19 protein-coding genes are annotated in these 20,067 nt (G+C 38.9%); 8 read left to right on the plus strand and 11 right to left on the minus strand.

All coding sequences use genetic code 11. The features are described 5' to 3' along the window. Window positions 1-76 precede the first annotated feature (76 nt). The 5 genes from FJR04_RS24655 (at window position 77) to FJR04_RS25985 (ending at window position 4,146) form a co-directional block, all read left to right on the plus strand. Window positions 77-1,768, plus strand: a complete 1,692-nt coding sequence (locus FJR04_RS24655) for a transposase (RefSeq protein ID WP_168499819.1) — start codon at window positions 77-79, stop codon at window positions 1,766-1,768. 135 nt (window positions 1,769-1,903) lie between these two features. Then, on the plus strand, window positions 1,904-3,055 hold the full coding sequence (locus tag FJR04_RS24660) for a hypothetical protein (protein ID WP_254445402.1): 1,152 nt from the start codon (window positions 1,904-1,906) through the stop codon (window positions 3,053-3,055). A 242-nt stretch (window positions 3,056-3,297) separates the two neighbouring features. Next, complete coding sequence (locus FJR04_RS24665; RefSeq protein ID WP_168499821.1) at window positions 3,298-3,588, plus strand: type II toxin-antitoxin system Phd/YefM family antitoxin; 291 nt, start codon at window positions 3,298-3,300, stop codon at window positions 3,586-3,588. After that, window positions 3,572-3,898: a type II toxin-antitoxin system RelE/ParE family toxin gene (locus FJR04_RS24670; protein WP_168499823.1), complete on the plus strand. Its 327-nt coding sequence runs from the start codon at window positions 3,572-3,574 to the stop codon at window positions 3,896-3,898. The genes FJR04_RS24665 and FJR04_RS24670 overlap by 17 nt, the downstream gene beginning before the upstream one ends. Window positions 3,899-3,993: 95 nt before the next feature. Beyond that, a complete protein-coding gene (locus FJR04_RS25985) occupies window positions 3,994-4,146 on the plus strand; it encodes a hypothetical protein (protein ID WP_217359528.1) in 153 nt (50 codons plus the stop codon). A gap of 52 nt (window positions 4,147-4,198) precedes the next feature. Here FJR04_RS25985 and FJR04_RS26750 read toward each other — a convergent pair whose 3' ends face one another. The 8 genes from FJR04_RS26750 to FJR04_RS24715 form a co-directional block, all read right to left on the minus strand. Then, the gene (locus FJR04_RS26750; protein ID WP_168499825.1) at window positions 4,199-6,823 is read right to left on the minus strand and encodes a GUN4 domain-containing protein; all 2,625 of its coding nucleotides are present in this window, start codon (window positions 6,821-6,823) and stop codon (window positions 4,199-4,201) included. A 119-nt stretch (window positions 6,824-6,942) separates the two neighbouring features. Next, complete coding sequence (gene trpE, locus FJR04_RS24685) at window positions 6,943-8,454, minus strand: anthranilate synthase component I (protein ID WP_168499827.1); 1,512 nt, start codon at window positions 8,452-8,454, stop codon at window positions 6,943-6,945. A gap of 125 nt (window positions 8,455-8,579) precedes the next feature. Beyond that, complete coding sequence (locus FJR04_RS24690; protein ID WP_168499829.1) at window positions 8,580-8,996, minus strand: photosystem I reaction center subunit II PsaD; 417 nt, start codon at window positions 8,994-8,996, stop codon at window positions 8,580-8,582. Between the two features lie 221 nt (window positions 8,997-9,217). Beyond that, window positions 9,218-9,883 carry a hypothetical protein gene (locus tag FJR04_RS24695; protein ID WP_168499831.1) on the minus strand — a complete coding sequence of 222 codons (666 nt, stop codon included), beginning with the start codon at window positions 9,881-9,883 and terminating at the stop codon, window positions 9,218-9,220. Between the two features lie 189 nt (window positions 9,884-10,072). Further along, window positions 10,073-10,504 (minus strand): hypothetical protein, encoded by a 432-nt coding sequence (locus tag FJR04_RS24700; protein WP_217359530.1) that lies wholly within the window; start codon window positions 10,502-10,504, stop codon window positions 10,073-10,075. 22 nt (window positions 10,505-10,526) lie between these two features. Continuing rightward, the gene (locus FJR04_RS24705; protein ID WP_168499833.1) at window positions 10,527-10,799 is read right to left on the minus strand and encodes a hypothetical protein; all 273 of its coding nucleotides are present in this window, start codon (window positions 10,797-10,799) and stop codon (window positions 10,527-10,529) included. A gap of 141 nt (window positions 10,800-10,940) precedes the next feature. Continuing rightward, window positions 10,941-11,987 carry an ABC transporter permease gene (locus tag FJR04_RS24710; protein WP_168499835.1) on the minus strand — a complete coding sequence of 349 codons (1,047 nt, stop codon included), beginning with the start codon at window positions 11,985-11,987 and terminating at the stop codon, window positions 10,941-10,943. A gap of 16 nt (window positions 11,988-12,003) precedes the next feature. Next, on the minus strand, window positions 12,004-12,522 hold the full coding sequence (locus FJR04_RS24715; RefSeq protein WP_168499837.1) for an adenine phosphoribosyltransferase: 519 nt from the start codon (window positions 12,520-12,522) through the stop codon (window positions 12,004-12,006). 295 nt (window positions 12,523-12,817) lie between these two features. On the opposite strand from FJR04_RS24715, the gene FJR04_RS24720 reads away from it, so the two are divergent. Next, window positions 12,818-13,444 (plus strand): DUF3038 domain-containing protein, encoded by a 627-nt coding sequence (locus FJR04_RS24720; protein WP_168499839.1) that lies wholly within the window; start codon window positions 12,818-12,820, stop codon window positions 13,442-13,444. A gap of 18 nt (window positions 13,445-13,462) precedes the next feature. Then, entirely contained in the window at window positions 13,463-14,917 is a 1,455-nt protein-coding gene (locus tag FJR04_RS24725; protein ID WP_168499842.1) for a DUF4335 domain-containing protein, read from the plus strand. 101 nt (window positions 14,918-15,018) lie between these two features. Here the strand turns inward: FJR04_RS24725 and FJR04_RS24730 are convergent, their stop codons facing one another. The 3 genes from FJR04_RS24730 to FJR04_RS24740 all read right to left on the minus strand — a co-directional run bounded on the left by FJR04_RS24730 (window position 15,019) and on the right by FJR04_RS24740 (window position 18,586). After that, window positions 15,019-17,289 carry a transglycosylase domain-containing protein gene (locus FJR04_RS24730; RefSeq protein ID WP_168499844.1) on the minus strand — a complete coding sequence of 757 codons (2,271 nt, stop codon included), beginning with the start codon at window positions 17,287-17,289 and terminating at the stop codon, window positions 15,019-15,021. Between the two features lie 135 nt (window positions 17,290-17,424). Further along, complete coding sequence (gene lspA / locus FJR04_RS24735) at window positions 17,425-17,886, minus strand: signal peptidase II (RefSeq protein WP_168499846.1); 462 nt, start codon at window positions 17,884-17,886, stop codon at window positions 17,425-17,427. A 112-nt stretch (window positions 17,887-17,998) separates the two neighbouring features. Then, entirely contained in the window at window positions 17,999-18,586 is a 588-nt protein-coding gene (locus FJR04_RS24740; protein WP_168499848.1) for a biotin transporter BioY, read from the minus strand. Window positions 18,587-18,901: 315 nt separating this feature from the next. Between FJR04_RS24740 and pstS the strand changes: the two genes are divergently transcribed. Next, the gene (gene pstS / locus FJR04_RS24745) at window positions 18,902-20,062 is read left to right on the plus strand and encodes a phosphate ABC transporter substrate-binding protein PstS (protein WP_168499850.1); all 1,161 of its coding nucleotides are present in this window, start codon (window positions 18,902-18,904) and stop codon (window positions 20,060-20,062) included. Window positions 20,063-20,067: the final 5 nt, after the last annotated feature.

Here is a 20,067-nt window from a genome sequence, read left to right on the forward strand (position 1 = left end):
GTATCGGCTCAATAAGTAGGGGTAACAGAGGAAAATAAGTGCAACGAGGTACACACAGTGTCATAGAATAGGAGACATGAAGCAAAAAAATATTGAGAGTGACAAATCAATATCAGATTTACTGCAAACCATCGAGCCAAAAGGGATTGCAGACGAATCAATGCGTCATACAGTAGAGGTATTACTGAATCTAATAGAGCAATTAGAATTAAAAGTCAAAGGCTTAGAGTCAGAAAATCAACGGTTAAAAGATGAAAACAACCGCTTGAAGGGAGAACAAGGTCAGCCAGACATAAAAGCCAAGAATAAGAAAGGGTTTGAGAATAAGCACTCATCAGAACAAGAAAGAAAAACCCCAAAAAAGCACTCCAAGGGCAGTAAAAATCAAGCCATTAAAATAAACAGAGAAGAAATATTAGAATACCCCCAAGACAAACTACCAGCAGACGCAAAGTTTAAAGGGTATGAAGAAGTAATCGTCCAAGACATCATCCTAACAACCGACAACGTACTATTCCGAAAAGAGAAATACTACTCACCCTTAGAAAAGAAAACCTATTTGGCAGAACTGCCAAGCGGTTATGAAGGAGAATTTGGTCCAGGAATAAAAACCTTAGTTATCAGCTTGTACTACGGGGGCAACATGACCCAAGGCAAGTTGTTAGAATTCTTAGAGGATATTGGTATTTCCATGTCAGCGGGGTATTTATCTAATCTACTGATTAAGAACCACACTGGTTTTGAAAGTGAGAAAACAGAGGTATATTCGGCAGGACTAGAGAGTAGTCCTTGGCAACACTTTGACCAAACTGCTGCCCGCGTTGGTGGGGTCAACCATACCACTAATGTCATCTGTAACCCTTTATATACAGTCTACTTGACAACTCCCAAGAAAGACCGATTGACCGTACTCAAAGGCTTGCAGAATAACAAAGAACTGGAGTTTATTTTCAATCAATTTACATACGAGTTGCTGATAAATTTCCCACTACCAAATAAATATAAAGACGCTCTCCAACTATTACCGCAAGAAACTGTGTTGAACTCCGAACAGTTCCATGCCCTACTGGATACCTATCTACCCAAACTGGGTTCTCAACAACGAACTCGAATCACCGAAGCAGCGGCTATTGCTTTCTATCATCAACAAACTAATTGGCCAGTGGTGCAAACTCTCGTCTGTGATGATGCTCCCCAATTCAAGTTACTAACTGATAATATTGCTTTGTGTTGGGTGCATGAGGGACGACATTATAAGAAATTAAGTCCGTTTATTGCTTGTCACCAAAAGATAATAGAAGAATTTCTGGATGATTTCTGGAATTACTACCGAGACTTACTCGCTTACAAAGATTCTCCCAGTCAACAAACCGCAGAAAAACTCCGGTCTGAGTTTTGGAAACTTTTTTCCCTTCAAAGTGGTTATGAACAGTTGGATGAGCGAAAACAATTAACACGGATGAAAATTTCTGAGTTGCTTTTAGTATTAGAGCATCCTGAATTGCCTTTGCACAATAATCCGGCGGAGTTAGCTGCTAGGACGATGGTGCAACGACGTAATATTAGTTATGCCACTCAAACTATTGAAGGTACTCAAGCTTGGGATACTTTTATGTCTCTTGTTGCTACTACTCGTCAGTTGGGAATTAGTTTTTTTGAATATATCCGTGACCGCATTTCTCAGGTGGGAAATATTCCTTCTTTGGCAACTATTATTCGGGAAAAATCTGCTCTCAATTCTTTTGGTTTGTCATGGATGCCTGAATAACTCTTTCCCCGATATATTGAGGGGATACAAGATAACTTTAGCAAAAATGTCCATTATCTAGAAATACACGCAAATATATCTGAATACGAAAAACAAGAAATTAAAAAATATCAAGAAACCGTTAAAGTCATTTTCATGACAGCTTCAGGAAGTCGCGGTTTATCTTTCCCCAAAGCTAAACATATCTTGGTAGAAATCCCCAAGTTTGAAATTGAGAAAAACCTCATGGAAATAATTCAGGTAATTTATCGAGGAAGGGGAAATGATATCATAGATGATCAAGATAAATACTTAACTTTCTATTTAGCTGAACGTTCAATTTATTATCAGGATAACCCCCAACTTTCTGTACAGGAAAGTGTTTTAAGTTTATTAAATCTTCTCTTAGTTCTCAAAGCATCAATTATGACCAGAATTCAAGGTTATGGGATAATTGGGAGGAAAAAATATATTCTCATTCCCATTGGGGGAAAATCGGTTTTAGCTGCTGGAGAAACCTTTTCTGGTCAAATTGCAAGTTTAATTAACCAACTTAAAAAAGAATATAATATCAACAAAAGTCATAAATTATTAAAACAAGTCTACATGAGTTTAGAAAAACTCATGGGAGATGGTGATTTTGAAGTTGAAAAAAATCACAATACAGCAGCAAGTTATTTAACTATCCGTGAAAATTTCAACAACAAATTTTTAGCTGTAGCGAAAACTTTTGATAAATTACTTGATTTCAAACCATTGGAGTTAGGTTATATTAGTGGTGGTTTATTAATAGTACCCAGTAAAAATATCGAAGAATCATATCAAATGCGATTATTAGATATGCAAAAATATGCAAATGCAGAATTATGGGAAAACCTGAAAAGCATCAGTAGAAATAAAACTTATCCAGAAAGTCTCACTTATGCGGTGAAAAATGCCATAGAATTAGTTGAAAGACTCAGAAATGCAACACCAAAAACGCAGAATTTTATCCAGAAAAGTCAACACACAGATCAATATTATGCTTTACCATTATTTGCATTTATTAGTGGTAAAGTCATGAAAAAATATTTTGAAAATGATCCAGAAGAACCAGAAGATCAACGTTTCAAAGATATTCTCTCTACCTACATCCGTTTATTATATCCTGTCAGTAACATTTTACCAATTGGTCACAATTATCAAGAATTTCCCTTTGTGGTATTTAGAAGTTATAGCTTAGAAGAAATTAGAAACAAAGTTTTTACAGAAAAGTATCTATTGAATTCTCATGAATTAAACGTTCTCAATTTAATTCTTTCTCGATAACCTCAATTAACAAAGAAAATATTTTCGCATTTTAAGAGTTAAGGGTATTGACTGGCATCCCAAAACCTGATAAGCTTAATCTTGATGAGGAAGAACCATCTTTGTCGCATAAGCATATTAAAACATAACAAATTTTAAATATAATTGACATACTTTTGCTTATATACTGATAAGATATCGAAAATTTTGATGCTTGTGTGATAACATTAAATTAGACGCAAATTTAGTGCGGAGTAATTCTCATGATTAATTTAAGTCGAGATATTCAGTCACTCTCAACCTTTAAACGCAATACGAATGAACTGATTAGTCAGATGAAAGAAACTGGAAATCCTATAGTTTTAACAGTTAACGGAAAAGCAGAATTAGTGGTACAAGATGCTGTTGCTTATCAACAATTACTTGATACTTTGGAAAAGTTAGAAACTCTCATCGGTATAAAGAAAGGATTAGAAGACATAGCAACAGGTAACACACAATCTCTAAATCAGTTTATTGAAGAAATGCACCAAAAACATGGAATTTCAGGTTAAATTAACTGGTAATGCCAAACTAGAAATAGAAGCTGCATATCTTTGGCTAAAACAAGATAATCCTGATTATGCGGATCAATGGTTTAGGAATCTAATGGATACTATTGCTACTTTACAAGATAAACCTAATCGTTGTGCTTTCGCTAGGGAAAATGATGATTTTCCTGAAGAAATAAGACAACTTTTATATGGAAAAGGAAGAAATAAATATCGTGTAATTTTTACTGTTGAAGAAGATATTGTCTATATTCTCTATGTTCGTCATAGCGCACAATCTTCAATAACATTCAATCCTCTTGATTTTGAGTAAAAAACTTGGTTTGTGCTTATTTCAGAGTTTATTGGGGAAGGTAGCAGCTAAAATCAGAAAAGCGTAACCACTGGGGAAGCAAGCTATTAGCAGGAATGAAGTTGAAAAGGAAGCCGAATAAAAAAAAGACATCACCAGGACAAATGAGTCTTCCTTGGAATGAGTGGGAAGCAACAGACCCAGAAATTAAGGAAGTAGCTGATAAATTTATCACAGGGGGGAGTGCCTCGACAACCCGGAAACCTTGAAACTTCGTAGGAAAGGCCTTGATAAGAAATGTTTATAGATTGGCTGAAAGCTTTATAGATTACACTTTACAAGTCTCTGCACAAGAGAAGAGAGACTTTTGTCCCGTTTTTGTACGTATCTGACTATATTACCATCTTTCAACAGAATTCGTCTCGTTTTTGCACTCGATGGGGCTGCATGGGGTAGGTGTCCACTAGGCGCTGTTATGCTATAAATTGCGCTTGACCACTTTAATGCGCTGTACATTTTTTCCCAGTCTTTCCCTTGCGCTTCATAGATACGCTTTTGGACACTAAAACCAAAGCGACCATCACTATATTGTACCCAAAGTTGGTCAATCGTGCGGAGGTCAGAACAAGGAAATTTTTCAATAGCATCAACATCTAAGTAGCCTTGACTTTCTCGGTTAGCTACATTGAGCATCATTTTTGCTGTTTCCTCATCAGCCTCACGCCAATTTCCAGCGGCTAAATGTTCTAAAAGTTGTCTGTATTGTTGTGGACATTGGTCTTTGCAAACTCTAATTCCTTCCCCATCATTTCTATTTTCCTGAGTCCAACAAGTAAGATGTTTATTATCATTTGCTGGATACTGTTTTGCTTCTGCTTCTGTTGGTAATCTATAACGAATTAGGTTGTTGTCAAAATTAGAATTTAAACTCAACCAAACACAAAACCTATTAGCAGCTTGAAAACTAATTCTAGTAACAGGTTGAGTAGGAGAAATATTATTGACATCAGCCGGTAAAAAACCTTGTTCAACAGTATTTGTTCCAAAGGTATCTTTGATAAACTCCTGATACTCTGCCCAAGTAATATAACTTTGATCGATTTCTTGGGTTTCATCAATTCTTAATAAGCCATTTAACCTTCTAACTATTTTCACCTGTGCTGCTAGTTGGGCAATTTTCGGATCTGTAGATGACAAACCAGCTTCCAGAATATTTTCTAGTTGGATCTGTGTTTGTGGTTCTACTCTTTTACTTTCTTTCAAACAATCATAAGCTAGAGTTAAGGAAGCAACAGTTGACCTTTGTAAAGCTGCTTGAATCAAACTTGTCGCATCACTTTGAGCAGCATAAAGGCGAATTGTTTCAGCCCACCAAGAATTACCAAAGTTATCAATTAATATTTTTTCTTGCTGCAACTCTTTCACCTCAGCCGCAGCTAAATATTCCTGAAAACTCAAATGAGCAAATTCAAAAATACCTTGTTCTCTTTCAACTATCAAACCACTAACATCTTTAATTTGTTCTAAAAATTCTTCTGGCGTTAGTGTAATATTCACTATTGTTTGTAGTTCACTAGCAATTAAAGTCTCAACTTCTGCTAGTTCAAAAGTGCGAGTTTCCTTTTGCATCAAATCCAGTGCCAAAACTTGCAATACTGATTTATTTTGTTCAGATGTCAGAGGCGCTTTAATTTTCTTAGCTGCTTGTCGTGTTCCCAAAAGTAAATCACAAATTTTCTGATACAGTTCTACTCTGCGTCCTGGTAATGCACTACCGCTATAATGAACAGTAGCAATCATTGTCACCAAAAGCGGATTTGTTGCCATATCAGCAATAGCACGATTATTAATAATCCGCTCAATTAAATCTTCTGCATTTTTCTTAGCTTCCGCCTTTACTGCTTGATTATTTTTGCCAGCGCGACTTCTGATTTCAGTTTGCAGATACCAACTATTAATAAATAGTTTCATCTGTTCTAGAGTGAAGGGTAGAACTTTCAGGATAACTCCTACCTCATCCACAGGCGCACTACTATAACCATAAGGACGAGAAGTAATGATAAAAGCTGTTTGGCGATAAGTTGCCATTTGCTTATTTACCCATTCACTTACCTGCAAACGTTCATGACTATCAGCAACTTCATCCAGTCCATCCAACATTACTAAACATTTGCCATTTTTTAACTGTTGATTAAACCAGTCTATTTGTGGATTGAGTTCAGCAAAAGCAGGTTGCGTTTTCAGGTGATTGGTAATTAATTCTGGCAGAGTAGGAGGTTGTGGACTGGTAATTTCTTCGCGGCTATCGCGCAGATACAATAACACTGGTAATAATTTGGGTGCTTTATATTTGCTATGACCATTTTTGGCATACGTCAAAGTCAAATGCTTTAACAGGGTTGTTTTGCCATATCCTGGGGGAGCAATAACAGCCATACAGCGATAACTGTCTTCTTTAGAAATAGCAGCTAAGAAATTCCAAATTTCTTGATTTTCAGTATGATGAATGGTGTGTTGATTAGAAACCATTGCACCAGAAATATTTTCTAAATTACCTGTTTCAACTTTTAGCGGTACAAAGACATCTTCTAAATCCAACACGGGTAAACCAAATCTAAATCCTTCTGTTTTATAGTCACAATAAATATCAACTAATAACCTTTCATATTTACTCTGAAATCCTGAAATACTTTTAATAACTTTACTCGGTAAATCGTCTACTTGTTTACCAACCCACTGTCCGGTTTGTTCACCTTTCTCCTCTGCCTTTTTTTCTACGGTTTCCATAAATTTGCCGCTAAACTTTACCCAGATAGAAGAAGCAGCGGTGAGAAAGGTAGAAATTCCAGCTTGTGTCCATTGGTGACTAAGGAGAAAATGACCCGTTACACCGATTCCAGTTCCTGTAGGTAGCCATTTAACTAATTCCTGTGTAATATTTCCCATCTACCGGACTCCAATTAAGTATTTATACAAATATAATTAAATACATTTTAATACAAAACTTTGCGTCTTTGCTCCTTTGTGCCTACCCTGCGGGATCTCTAAGAGAGATTGCGCGAAACTCACCTTAAACAACGAATTGCTTCTAATAACCCTCTAGCTTTATTCAGAGTTTCCTCATATTCCTTTTCCGGGTCAGAATCAGCCACCAAACCTGCACCAGCTTGGACAGTCACAGTCTGATTATGTAATACCATAGTTCTAATTGCGATCGCACTATTCAATTGTCCTTCAAAATCATAATACCCATACACACCAGAATACACACCCCGGCGACTCGGTTCTAACTCATTGATAATTTCCATCGCCCTGATTTTAGGCGCACCGCTGACAGTCCCCGCCGGAAAACAAGCTTTGAGTAAATCCCATGCAGTTTTACCAGGTGCTAACTTACCCACCACATTACTAACAATGTGCATAACATGAGAGTAGCGTTCAATCACCATTAATACATCAACCTTAACACTACCGCTGCTGCACACCCGACCCAAATCATTACGTCCTAAATCTACTAACATCACGTGTTCGGCGACTTCCTTGGGGTCTTGAAGTAAATCTTCCGCAAAAGCCGCATCTTCTTGAGTTGTCTTCCCTCTGGGTCTAGTTCCCGCAATGGGACGGACTGTAGCGATAATTTCCCCCTCATCATTGCATTCTGCCTTTACCATAACTTCGGGACTAGAACCGATAATTTGCCAGTCTTGGAAGTTAAAATAAGCCATGTAAGGCGAAGGATTGATTTGCCGCAGAGAACGATATAAGGCGAAGGGATTGCCAGTGTATTCTGTGGATAAGCGTTGAGAAATAACTACTTGGAAAATATCACCAGCTTTGATATGTGCTTTGGCCTTTTCCACACTGGCGCAAAATTCTGGGCGGGTAAAGTTGCTTATATATTCCTCTATTCCCGCTTTTGGCTTGTTTCCAGGGGCTGTCCAGGATAATTTGGTGTTTTCTGGTGATAAGGGCAAAGATAGCTTCTGCACCATTTCCTGAATGCGATCGCTCGCTTTTTGATATGCTACCTCTAACCCGGCTGGATCACGTAAATCTGCATAAGCGATCGCCCAAATTTTCCGTTTTACCTGGTCAAATACCAACAAATGATCTACCTGCATCCATAACCCATCAGGGATATTTCGCTCATCTTGGGCATGAATTGGCACACGCGACTCAATCCAATTTATTAATTCATAGCCCCAAAACCCAAATAAACCGCCAATTCCAGAAGGTAATTCTGGTAATTTTACTGGGTGATAAGGTGCTAAACATTCAGATAAAGTAATAAACGGATCACCTGTAAAAACTTGTTGAGAACCATCTCGATGAGTTTGGGTAGTTTGATCACCCCGTGCTTCCAAAATCCACAAAGGATCACAACCCAATAAACTATAACGTCCTACAGTTTCTCCACCTTCCACCGATTCCAGCAAAAAGCTATAAGGTTGATCTGCACAAACTTTATACCAAGCAGATACAGGTGTATCCAAGTCTGCTATCCATTCTTGGTAAACTGGCACAAAATTACCTTTTATAGCAAGTTTTTGAAACTGGTCGAAATCGGGGAAAATCATAAATAATTAAAAATAGACAATTAAAAATTAAACCGGAGTTTTTGGTAATGGGTAATTGGGCAAAGTTTTGTCTTCCCCATTACCCATTACCTATCACCCATTACCTATCACCCATTACCTAACGATTAAGCATCGTAAGTAGCTTTACCACTGAACTTGATTTGTGCAGGATTAGGGTTTTGACCAATTCTGCGGGGTACGAAACGAACTTGCTCACGACCAGCATTGACCTTTTCAGGGAAGACACCATCAGCAGGGTGAATCATTGAAGTTTCGCCACCAGGGAGAATGCGGTAAATCTTGTAGTCGGTAATTTTAAATTTGCGAAGTTGAGCGCCTAAAGCAATACCATACTCTTTGCGAGCAATGTAAAGTAGGTTTTCGCCTTTTACCATTTTAGCCGCGCCACCAGTGGGCATTTCAAAGACTTGCTCTTTGGGGCTTGTCCAGGTGATAGCGTACTTTTCTTCTACATCAGCTTTTGTGAGTAGACCACCAGTGCTGCCACCAAAGATTGGGGTTTTTCCAGTCAAAGTTGCCATAAACTCTCTCTCAAGGTTTTTACGGCATACTAACATTGGAACTTAACTTATGTTGCGATCGCGTTATAGACTGTAACAGTTTTTAGTGATTGCGTCTAGCATCATATTTCAAAACCATTCCCAAAATATCATCAAGCATCCATTATTTATAGCATATACGCATAATTGTATATACACGAAGTTAGGACAGAATTAATCACAAAACTGATTTTTCTGTTCATCTACTTAAATATTTGATTCCAGAGTTGAGAAATTAACTCATCAAATCCCAAACGGTAAAATAGACTGCGAATACATGTGTGAGGATTAATTGATTCAATATAATATTGAATCATTGTTGGTAACATGATCAAATAATACAGAGATAACGCAAAAATTGCCCCGGCTAGATAAAATAAACTAGCCACAGGATTATCTTGTATATAGTAAAATTGAAATGAGGACTTATTAGCATCATTAATTAAACTATTAATTTGTGATTCTACAGCTTTTAATTTAGGCTTATATTCTTCTTCATGTCCAAAATGAAATCTCCCATTACGAGAATGTAATCTAATTCGATAAGAGACTGTAGTCACGGTTCTATATTCTTCTTTATCTTTTTTACTACTATCTGTAGTGTCTCTCTTCTTCACACGCTCCTTACTGGTACTAACATGAGTGCGTATCGTAGCTCTTTCTAATCCTTGAATGTCTTCTTGCCAAATTCGCTTTTCATATAATATATGTTCTAAAACACAATTAAGACCAATAGATTGAACTCGTTGACAACTAAGATTTTTATCCGCAAACTCAAGCATGGTCACAAACACTGGGAGAATAATTAAGAAGACTAATATAATTGCAGCAATACAATCTATAAAACCTGAACGCAAAGATTTCCACATATATTTTAGCGATCATTAAAGTGAAGGCATTACTTTTTAAGGGAGATTAGAAAATATTAAATACACAATCAAGGAAGTTTAAAACATCCTCTGAGACTCTGCGCCTCTGCGTGAGGTAAAATCATATTCTTACTCAGCAACACCCGCAATTTAAGAATACCTGCCTCACGAGCATGATAACAGCTATACTTATAATATACTTACTTGTCCATCATTGCGAATATAAAGAGAGCGATCGCCTGGATAATTCCGACTATTAGGACGAATTTCTAAAACCAAAGTCCCAAAATTCGGTTTAGATACAACACCTTTTACAAACCTTCCCCCATCATCCCAAAACATGAGGGTAAACTCATCTAAATTTCCCCCCTCCAAGTCAAATTGGAATTTTTCTCCATGCTGTAAAGTCTTTTTTCTCATGACTGGTAACTGTTCTAATCTCACAGCCCCATAACTGCGATTTATAACTTGCACCCGTATATATTGCCCTGGTGTAAACTGAAGTGGAGCAGGACCACAATTAGAAGCACAAGTTTGGGCTAATGTTTCTTGAGAGTTAATTGGTGTTAATAGTAAAGTTGTAGTCAACAATGTGGCAGAAATAGCAAATTTAATATTCATTTTTTGCACCCTGTTGTATTCTTCAAATATTCTTTAAAAACTCAATTTCCGGTAATAAAGGATCATTAACAATCCCCACACCAGCAAAACCCCAACGTTTGAGTAAACCGCCTACCTGTGTACTAGGAACTGATTCTACAGTCAAGCGGCTGGCTAAATCAGCAGCATGGGTATTTAGATAACTCAAAGCCTCAAAATCTTCTTTAAACAATAATAAGTATCCTGATGTCCCATCATCCACACGGGCTGTAAGATATTTACCATCTGTCCTGGAACGGATAATATAATAAACCATTGGCAATTGGTGATTTTATTCTTAATTATTATTATTCTTTTTTCTCCTGTAGGGGCGAAGCATTCGGGCGATTAATTATCGGTTTTTTCCCAAATTTATCTTCCGAATGCTTCGCCCCTACTAATCCTGACTCCTTTTTCCTTAATTCAAATCTTCCAACTTAATTCTTGGATCTGCGGCTTTTAAGATCAAGTCAGCAATTAGATTACCAATAATTAATAATACTGCACTCATTACCAAACTCGCCATCACCAAATATTGATCTTTAGCTAAAACAGCTTGTAGCGTTAACTTTCCTAAACCAGGCCAGTTGAAGAAATTTTCCGTAATAAATGCACCACTCAACAAACCCGCTAATTCAAAACCTAATAAAGTAATTAATGGGTTAATAGCATTTCGCAAAGCATGAATATAAATAACGCGGTTTTCTGGAAGTCCTTTAGCGCGGGCAGTTTGAATATAATCTTGGCGTAAAACATCCAATAATTGACCACGCATAATGCGTTGTAAGCCAGCAAAACTGGTAATACTCAGAGCAATCAATGGTAAAATTGCGTGCCAACCGACATCTATAATTTTACCTAGCCATGTCAGTTCTGAATGATCAATACTAGTCATATTACCCACTGGAAAGAGTGGGGTAGTAATCTGAGCAAAAAATAGCAGAAATAAGACAGTGATAAAACTAGGAACACCTTGACCAGCATAACTAACTATCTGTAAAACCTTGTCAGTAGTACGATTTTGTTTCACAGCAGCGAGAATACCCAAAGGGATAGCGATCGCCCATGTTGTAATTAAAGAAGCGATCGCTAATAATAAAGTAGCTGGTACTCTCTCCCATAACAACGACGATACAGAACGTTGATAAACAAAACTTGTCCCAAAATCACCCCTCGTCACAATTCTCTGTAACCAAAACCCAAACTGTTCTGGCCAAGACTTATCTAAACCAAATTGTTGTCTAATTTCCTCAATGCGTTCCGGCGAAATTTTCGGATTTTGTCGCAAGGTATCAACATAATCTCCCGGAGACAACTTCATAATAAAAAATGACAAAGCAGACGCTAAAAAAATTGTCAACAGCGCCTGCAAAAGCCGTTTGATTACATAAACGAAAGTCTCACTTGTAACTAGCTTCATCAGCCAGTTGCGACTCGTTTCCAATGTCATTTTTGTATTGGTCATTAGTCAATTATATTTCCTAATATTCAACTAGGGAAATAATTGGGACATCAGGTAAATGCTTCCGTCCTTGCAAATCCCGTAGCTCGATGATAAACCCAAACCCAACAAGTTCACAGTCAATCTTCTGTACCAACTTTGCTGTTGCACTTGCAGTTCCACCAGTAGCAATCAAATCATCCACGATCAAAACCTTGCTACCAGGCACTAAAGCATCCTGATGTACTTCTAAGGTATCTGTACCATACTCTAATTGATATTCAATTGAATGAACTGCTGCTGGTAACTTTCCTTTTTTGCGAACAGGAATAAAACCAGCACCTAATTTATAAGCCACAGGCGCACCAAAAATGAATCCCCGCGACTCCATCCCAATAATGTAATCTACCTGAATTTCAATTTCTGAGCATTTTTGTGCTAAAAAGTCAATAGTATAACGCAATCCAGCCGGATCGCTTAACAAAGTAGTGACATCCCGAAATAAAATTCCCGGCTTAGGAAAGTCTGGTATATCACGAATCAGAGACTTTAAATCCATATTTGTGTCACATAAGAAAACAACGGTCAAGAGGCAATAATTTTCCCCAATCCCTGAAAAATCCTACACTATAATGTCATACCCTGGAGACTAGAACTTTTGATTGATCATCTTATTCCCAATCCCCAATCCCTGCTATAGATGAATTAACGCCTGAAAAATTTATGGTATGTGGAAACATTTGGGTAGAAAAACTAAGTAATGTATATAATTGAACTGCCATATCGCGCCAGCGATTAGCAAGTTGGAGGATAATGTTAATAACTTTATTGGAAACGCACAAGGTATTTAGAGAATGAATGTCTCCGCTAGTGTCACACCTTTGAACAGCCAGAATTTTCAGGGAACGCCCATGATTTTGGATACTTTACCAGATCCAGCGATCGCTGGGCAGGTATGTCCACCCAGAACAAGATTGCAAATAGACCTCATGTTATTAGCCATTGAAGCCTTAGAACTGGGCGGTTCTGAAGCATTCTTGTCCTTTGCTGAAGAATTAGACCTCAAAGGCATTATCAAAAATCGGGTAAACTTATGGCGGATGCGAGCCTCTAACCCCATGCGGAGAGCGCATAGTCGTCGCCCCCTAGATATTTTAGAAGCCAAAGCCTTAGTAGTCATCGCTTGCTACATCGCTCGGCGTTTAACAGTTGTCATTCGGCAACTACTCACCATATATCAACAACTGGCAGAAAAACAAATTCCCCCAGAACAAAATTTAAGATTAGCTAATTACCTAGAAAGGTTTAGAGCGCATTTTAAAAGTCGTATGAATTCTCGTCGCTCCGGTGTACTAGCATTAACTTCTGATGAAAAAATAGATGAACTAGCTATAGAGTTATTAGGAAAATTACTATTCTGTACAGGTACAGCGGGAATGCAGCGATACTGGATTTCTCTTTTTGATGGTGAAGTTGAGTAAAGTAAATAAAAATAAATAATGAATATCCAACGTAAGTATAGTTTACCGAATTGTACCCTGCTCCTAGAAGGGTTAAGTGACATGACACGAACTACTAACTTTCAAGAACTGCGTCCAGAACTATCTATATTAGTGAATGCAGAATGCTATTTATCTAGTTACACTCAACCCATAACTGGGGGAAGAGAATTTTTTGAAAGCTTAGTGAGAGCCGTCAGCACTTACGCCCAAGAAGTTTTAAGTAACATTCCCAACCCCGCCCAAAAAAAGGTTGAAAATCAAAATTACGAATCAGAATTAGTAGAATTACAGAAAATTGATAGCAACAGACATAGATTAATTGTTCACTCAGAAGTGACAGGAGAGAACATTGGGGGGAATACCAACCCAGAACAACAGTCAACAATTCAAATAGACTTAAATACAGTCCAATTATTTGATTTAGTTGAAGCCGTAGATCAGTTTTTTGCAGATAGCCAAACTTTACCAGAATTATCACTAGAACTACACCCAGTTACTCGCAGCTATGGTGGTTCAAATCAAGCCCTACTCAAACAAGCAATCCCCGCTACAGTAGGTGTATCCAGCCTAGCTGTAGCAGCCTTGGCCTTTAGTTTAATTCCTGCCCCCCAATTGCGTCCACCTGATACCCAACCAGAGGAACAGTCCAGCACTACCATACCTAGCGTCACACCAGAAGCATCAGCCTCTATTACTCCCACAGCAGCAGCAACCCCCACAAGCACACCTACAGGCACACCTGAAGCAGCAACATCTGTCGCAGTTAAAGATTTAGAAACACTTTTAAAGACAGTTCCAGAAATTACAGATCCATCCCAGTTACGGGCATTAAATCGCCAAGTTTATAATCAAATTCATCCAGTTTGGGAAAATCGCTCCGCACTACCAGAGGATTTAGTTTATCGCTTAGGCGTGGCTGCTGATGGTAGTATCGTGGGTTATAAAGCCGTCAATACAAAAGCCAGCGATGCGATCGCCAAAACACCACTACCTAAACTGCTCTATAATCCTGGCGATCGCACCACTAATGAACCCATTGCTCAATTCAAGGTCGTCTTTACTCAAAAAGGTGTTCTCGAAATTAGTCCTTGGCGAGGATACGCTAAAACACCAGAAGTAATTGGTGCAAAAATCACTGATGCCAGTAAAATCAAAGACCTAAATCAAAAGCTATATAGTACAATTCGTCAAAATTGGAGTGTTACTCCTACCTTTGCCAACGAGTTAAAATATCGGGTAGCAGTGAACAAAGAAGGTGTGATTGCTGACTATGAACCACTTAACCAAGTCGCTTTCGACTATTTCCGGGAAACACCTCTTCCCCAGATGTTCCAGTCGGTTTACGGCTCAAATATAGCTCCACCAGAAAATAAAGAACCCCTGGCACATTTTCAAGTAGTATTCACACCCAAAGGTGAATTAGAAGTTAATCCTTGGAAGGGATACAAATAATTGTCAGTTGTCAGTTGTCAGTAGAAAACATATTCTCCCCTGCTCCCCTGACTCCTGACTCCTGACTGGGCGCAGGCCCTGCGCCCCTACCTCCTCGACTCCTATTTAGCAATTTTCTTCATATAAGTACCCCATAGCTGTGCGGCTTGGGCGCTGCTGCCAGATGTAGGGGAATTATTGTCGTTTCCTAGCCAAATACCAGTGACAAGTTGACGACTGGGAATAAAGCCAATAAACCATAAATCAACATTTTTATCCGTTGTCCCAGTTTTACCTGCTTCCCCTAAACCAATCCTGGCACTGCCACCTGTACCATTAGTAATTACACCTTGCATTAAAGTCGTCATTTGATTAGCAATTTCTGTTTTTAGAACTTTTTTGTTACCATCGGGATCTTGATCAAAGGAATAAATCACACGACAGGTTTGTAAATCTTTGATATCTTTACAGTCACTACTATCTATAATTCTACTGATAGCATGGGGAGGATTCCACACTCCACGGTTGCCGATCGCCCCAAAAGCACCAGTCATTTCTAAAACACTAACTACACTCTGACCTAGTATCAAGCCTGGTACTGCCTCCAGATCAGATTTAACACCCAAACGCTGGGCCATCTCCACTACTTTATTTAAGCCCACATCCTGGGCTACTCTCAAAGCGATGGGATTTTCTGAAAGTGCCAAACCTGCTACGAGATTGAAACTACCACCAGCACCAGCACGACAGGGTTTATACGTAAAGCCTTGCCAGGTTAAAGGACTGCATGAATAACTTCTGAATTGGGAAATACCCCTTTCTAATGCGGCTGCGTAAGCAAAAATTTTAAAAGTAGATCCTGGCTGTCGTTTGGCTTGAACAGCGCGATTAAACTGGCTTTTTCGATAATCATTCCCCCCCACCATGGCCACAATACTCCCCGTTTTCGAGTCGAGAGTTACCATCCCCCCTTGAGAAAAACCAAAGGTTGAGCCAGCTTGAGTTATAGAATTTTTTAACGCGGTTTCAGCTTGACTTTGGATAGTTGGATCTAGTTGAGTTTCAATGATATAGTTACCTTCTCTGGCAGCTTCTGGTCCCAAAATTGATGTCAGTTCTTGAAAGACGTAATCATAAAAATAGGGCGCAATGGTATTGGCTTGTCTCTCGCAGACTTTGGGATTAACTTGGACGGTAGAACGTCGAGCGCGATTGGCTTCTTCTTGGGTGATTTTGCCCATTTCTAGCATTCGCTTAATGACTCGATTCCGGTAATCGGCTGCTCCGAGTTTCCGCGGACCATCCCCACAAAAATCAAAGGCATTGGGAGCAGGTAAAATTCCTACTAAGGTGGCTGCTTCGGCTAGAGTTAATTCTTTGGCTGATTTATTGAAGTAATATTTAGCAGCATCCTCAAAGCCGGAAGTATCTGCACCCAAAAATACCCGATTTAAGTACGTCAGCAAAATATCATCTTTGCTATAAAAGGTTTCTAGTTTGAGGGAGACGACTGCTTCTTTTACTTTCCGTCCGAGAGAGTCTTGACTACCTACATATTCACGGAATAAACTCCGAGCTACTTGTTGAGTAACTGTACTTGCTCCTTGTTGAACATCACCACTACGAGTATTAATCAGTACGGCTCGCAATACACCCAAGGGATCTACCCCAAAGTGCCAATAATAACGACTGTCTTCGGAAGCTATCACAGCAGAAGCTAAGTAGGGACCAAAGTCTGATAACTGTTTCAAATCTATGTGAGCGATATTTCGAGGTTCACGGAGTGGGGTTGAACCATCACGAGCATATATAACTACAGGGGCGCGAGTAGCTGTAGGTAAGGGTCTAACGGTAAATTTCAGCCATTGAACACCTATGGCTAAGGCAACAAGAGCAGTAACACCACCGATGGCCACTACTGAGACGTTAGCAGCTTTTACATACCAGGCTGGTGGATCAATGTATTGGAGACGGACAGAAGCTGCGAGTTCTGGCGGACCCAATGTGATCACATCACCATGGCGCAGTTCTAGCGAATTTATGCGTCTTTTGCCTAGATAAATACCGTTGGTGGAGTTTTCATCCTTGATGGTAAAAACGGGAGTGTGCTGGGTGGAATCCCGTGACAATGAGAGGTGAATTTGGCTGACTACTTGGTTACGGACGACGATATCACAGGATTTAGAGCTACGTCCAAGAATATAGCGATCGCCTAATAACGGATATTCTTCTGCCTGATTCGTCCCTGCATCATGTACTAATAGCTCTGGGACTTTGGCATTAGGCTTGAGCGCCAGTTTGGAAAAATCAACTCTAGCTTGAATGGTATTTACTGCTTGAGTCAGTTGACCAAGTAAGGTTTGTGGCTTTTGAGGAGGTTGGGGGGAACTCATAAACAATTCACAATTCAAAATAGTGCTTACAGCAGGCTACCGCCAACAAAATTCAAATTTTAAAAGGAGCAAGAAGGATGGAAAAATTCAAAATACTATTCACAAGTGAAGAAGTAATGATTTAATTTGGCATTTTTAATTATTTGGTGTTTTTTGCCAGGAGGCAATTAACAGGCAGACAATTCCTATACTAATAAAAGAATCTGCCATATTAAATACGGCAAAGTTAATCAAACGAAAATCCAGAAAGTCAATTACATATCCTAATGCAAATCTATCAATACCATTGCCTATCGCTCCTCCTAAAATCAAACCATAACCCAACTGATCCCAAAAATTTAACAGGGGTCCAAACCATGCAATACTCATTAATACTAAACTGACTCCCAAAGAAAGCCACCTTAACCACTCTACTTTGCCGCTTAATAGACTAAAAGCTGCACCTGTATTAGTAACATAGGTAAAATGAAATATCCCTGGTAGTAATGGCAGTGTTTGTCCCAAGGCGAAAGTTTGGACTACCCAGTATTTTGTCATTTGGTCGAATAAAAATGCTATCAAAGCAACAATCCAGAAAAGGCGATTTTTTATACGCATGATAAATTTGTCAGTTGTCAGTTGTCAGTTGTTCTTTGTTAGTTGTCAGGTGTTCTTTGTCAGTTGTTTTTGATTTGCTACTGACTATTAACTACTGACCAATGACCACTGACTAATAAAACATTATATGTCGTAGCACGTAAGCTATTATGGTGACAGCACAAACAACTACTAGTTGTCCTGGTAGTGCAAAGCAGGAGTATTTGAGGATGGCTTGAATCAGAGATAAATTTTCTGTTCTTGTCCAAGGCAAAACATAACTAATAATTAAATAAGCAATACCGCAGACGTGAACAGTGAACAAACCACAAATACAACTAAAAGCGAGAGTTTCTAGGCGAGGTCTAGCTTTAAAGGCTAAATAACCACAAATCCAAGCTCCGGGAATAAAACCCAGCAAATAGCCAAACTGAGATAGTTTAACATAACCAATACCGCCACCTTCGGCAAATACAGGTAATAGAGTTAATCCCATCACTAAGTAAGCAATTTGTGAGAGCGCCCCAGCATTTTGACCTCCTAAACAACCTACCAGTAGCACTGCACCAATTTGATAGCTGACACCCAATGAAAGGGTTTGAATTCCATGCTGACTCCAATTCCAAGGAGAGGTAACACCATAAGCTTCTAGGAAAGTACCACCCATTGTCAGGAGCAAGCCTATCATAGACCATAGTAGTTGATTCGACGCAGCAAACATTTATTAGGCGCAAGGGAAAAAGCAATAGGGAACAATAATAGCAATAAGTATAGGCGAATTAAGTGGGTAAATAGGGAGTGGGGAACAGGGAGTAAGGGACTTCAAAAAAAAATACCCAATCGCTTTTAGGGCAGGGGGCAGGGAGCAGGGGGCGGAAAAGTCGTTTTGATTGGAGTGAAATTGCGTAATTTATTTTTTTGTGTTCCCTGAGAGAATAGGGCTTTTTTTGTTTCTTAACCTATTGTTTACCTACACAGTTATTCTTTAGGTGTATCTTAGAGACGTTTATATAAAAATTAGCCAAACTTAACAATCATGCTATCACGCCTAACAGCAAGAACAAATAATCGCCTGACAACTTCAATTTCTGTATTGGCGCTGGCAATTAGTTTATCTGCTTGTGGGGAAACTAGCCCAACTAATCCAACTACTAGCGAATCTCCTGTTGGTACTACAACCACTCCTGCTAAGACATTAGACTTAGGAGGTACTGTGGAGTTAATCGGTGCTGGTGCTTCTTTTCCTTCACCACTTTATCAAACTTGGTTTGCGGAATTAAACAAAAAATATCCTAATTTAAAAGTCAATTATCAGTCAGTTGGTAGTGGTGCTGGTGTTGAGCAGTTTACGAAAGGAACCGTAGACTTTGGTGCTAGTGATGTAGCAATGAAGGATGAAGAAATTCAGAAGATCCCCGCAGACAAAGGGGTATTATTACTGCCTGTAACTGCTGGTAGTATTGTCATAACTTATAACTTAGCCGATGTGCCTGAACTTAAACTCCCACGGGAAGTTTATACTGGTATTCTACTGGGTAAAATTACATCTTGGGATGATGCCGCGATCGCTCAAGCTAATCCTGGCGCGAAATTACCAAAAGAGCCAATCAAAGTTATCTATCGTGCAGACGGTAGCGGAACTACAGGTGTTTTCACTAAGCACTTGAGTGCCATTAGTCCAGAATGGAAAACTAAAGTCGGTGAGGGTAAAAGTGTAAAATGGCCTGTAGGTGTTGGTGCTAAGGGTAATGAAGGTGTCACCGCCCAAATTCAACAAACTCCAGGTGCTATTGGTTATGTTGAATATGGCTACGCTAAAGAAAATAAGCTCAATTTTGCGTCTTTAGAAAATAAATCAAAACAATTTGTGGCCGCTACTCCAGAATCGGCAGCGAAAACCTTAGCAGCAGTGACTTTACCGGAAAATCTTCGCGCTTTTATTTCTGATCCAGAAGGTGCGGAATCTTACCCAATTGTTACTTACACTTGGATTCTGGCTTATAAGAAATATGCTGATGCTAACAAAGCTAAGGCAATGGAAGCAACTATTGAGTATGCTTTAACTGATGGACAAAAGTTAGCAACTGAATTAGGGTATGTTCCTTTACCAGCGAATGTAGTTACCAAAGTGGCTGCTGCGGCTGATCAAATCAGTCCTGATTATAAGATTTCTGTTGGCGCTGATACTAGCAAATAAGTGAC

Source organism: Anabaena sp. UHCC 0204 (genome assembly GCF_009711975.1).
In the GTDB taxonomy this organism is placed as follows: domain Bacteria; phylum Cyanobacteriota; class Cyanobacteriia; order Cyanobacteriales; family Nostocaceae; genus Dolichospermum.